2 protein-coding genes are annotated in these 2,158 nt (G+C 64.4%); one reads left to right on the forward strand and one right to left on the reverse strand.

What is annotated here, in order from left to right:
- Window positions 1–141: 141 nt before the first annotated feature.
- Window positions 142–1,359 (reverse strand): HNH endonuclease, encoded by a 1,218-nt coding sequence (locus KGA66_RS28690; RefSeq protein WP_211472690.1) that lies wholly within the window; start codon window positions 1,357–1,359, stop codon window positions 142–144.
- 167 nt (window positions 1,360–1,526) lie between these two features.
- On the opposite strand from KGA66_RS28690, the gene KGA66_RS28695 reads away from it, so the two are divergent.
- Complete coding sequence (locus KGA66_RS28695) at window positions 1,527–1,859, forward strand: hypothetical protein (protein ID WP_211472692.1); 333 nt, start codon at window positions 1,527–1,529, stop codon at window positions 1,857–1,859.
- The last annotated feature ends 299 nt before the right edge of the window (window positions 1,860–2,158 follow it).

The raw sequence follows: 2,158 nt of genomic DNA on the forward strand, positions 1-2,158 counted from the left end.
TGGACACCAGAAAGGTGCACCCGTTCCCTGTATGGACATGATCTAGGCAATCACATCCTTGCAGGCCGGGCGCACCTTTCGCATCTCAGCGGGCTGCATTACGAACTACGTCACGAATAGCCAGGGTCAGTGCCCATCGCGCTACCGGACTCGGAGCGCGGCGCGAAGTTCCCGGCCCAACCGTCTGACATCGCCCCGCTCCCGCGGCTCAGCTGACAACGCACGGATAAGCGCCGCCGACGCCCGGTCAGGAACAACCGGATTCAACGCTGACGCGCTCACCTGTGGTCCCGTTGCCAGCGGAGGACTGCCGGTGATCAGGAAGAAGACGATCTCGGCCAGCGCACGCACATCCTCGGCGCCATCCCCGGTCGACTGCCCGGCGGCGGAATCGGTTGCCCGGCCAAGATCGCGTAGGTGCAGGCGGCCCCGGCGATCGATCAGGATCGCTCCCGGGTGGAGCGCTCGGTGCGCCAGCCCGGCGTCATGCAGCGCCCCCAAAGCAGTGCACAGCGTCTCCAAACCGGTGAACAGCACTCTTACGACGGCAGCGGAGCGGCCGCGGTCGGCGAAGAAGTCGTCTATCGACGTCACCGATGGCAGCCCGGTGACAAGCGCGACATCGGTCGGGGTTGCCTCGACTGCCAGCACACTAGGCAAACCGGTCAGCGCGGGGAGACGATCGACAAGGACGGCAGCCTCATCGACTACCGCCCTGCGCCACAAGGCGCCCTCGGCCGAGGAAGCGTGCGCGGAAACCCGACGCAGCCACACATGACCGCCCTCCCCGTCCTCACGGTAGGCGTGGCCCTGACACCGGACAGCGCCACCGTCATGCGACCACTGCTCGACGAGGCTGCCCTCAATCCGGTCCGGTACCTTGCCGTTCCTGCTTCTCGCCGCGTATTCGGGTAAGGCGCACAGTCGATAGCGTTCGCCGCCGACAGCTACGATCTCCTCCGCCCGCACCGGGACGGGAGCACGGACGGCGCTGGAATCGTCCTGCAGCGGTTCGGGGCGCCTACGGTCCACCTCAATCCACGCCTCATGCTCAGCCTTGAGAGCGCGCAGCGTAGCCACAGGGTAAAGCCTCGGGCCGAAAGGCAGTTTATCGATCATCCTGTGGTCAGACGGGCACAGCAGAATGAGATTGTCCACCCCGTCGATCTCGCTCGGCCGGGGTTCACCGCCGCGTGGCCCACCGGGCTTCTGCGCCACGATGTGCGCCATCTCTGCGATGTGCGAGCCTTCCCGGCCATCGCTCTCCAGGATCAAGGAACGATGGCAGATGGCGCAGGTGCTGCCCGCCGCCCGAAACAGATCCTCCTTCGTGCGCGCGGAAATCGACATGCGCAGCATGCTATCCATGATCACCGGGGTGAAGATGGCTTCTGATTCACCTGGCCCTACTGCGCTTCCTGTGAATTAGCTGTACTGAGTCCAGGTCGAAGTAGCGGCCACGCACAGCATCCATGGGTGTGTGGCGGACAGTTGATGCACGGCCCCGGACCGGAAGTGTCGGCGCCATGCCCGAAAGTCATCCCGCCGACTTCAACGGTGGAGATTCGTTGCCGCATGCCGATCACCAACGCCTGCGCCGGCAAGGCGAGCGCCTGTTCGAATTCCTCGCGCGCTTCCGCCTCGCCGAGACGCACCTCGTGCGCGAGAAGGTTGGTCGGCGGGTCACCCGTCGAGATCCCCGTATTTGGTGTCACAATACCTCCGCCTTGACTGCCCAGAGGAGCGATATCGGGATGTCCTGTGGAGCGTGCCAGGTTTTTGATGATCTGAGCGGATGGAAGCGTCCGGGACAGACACCTGTCAGATTCATGTTTGTGGTGGCAATGACTCTCGTTTAGGCCGTGACCATGGTTCCAGGAGTCGATTCTCAAGCTTTTCAATGCGCCGCTCCACCGACGGATGGGTGGCCAGCATCCGGCCGCGCCGGCTCTGGTGCCGAAGTGGCGCCTCGCTGTCGGTATCGCGAAGCTGGTAGAAGAACTTCAGCAGTCCAGGCCCATAGCCCAGGCGTGTTGCCCGACGTTGAAGATGAGGATGTCGGCGGCATCGATGCTGGGGCCGCATGGTGACGGAAACGCCCTGCCCGGGGTCAGCCGGGCAGGGCGTTGGTGCTCACGGTGTCGGTGGGATCGTCAGT

The sequence above is a fragment of the Actinocrinis puniceicyclus genome, assembly GCF_018283645.1.
GTDB classification, from domain to species: Bacteria; Actinomycetota; Actinomycetes; order Streptomycetales; family Catenulisporaceae; genus Actinocrinis; species Actinocrinis puniceicyclus.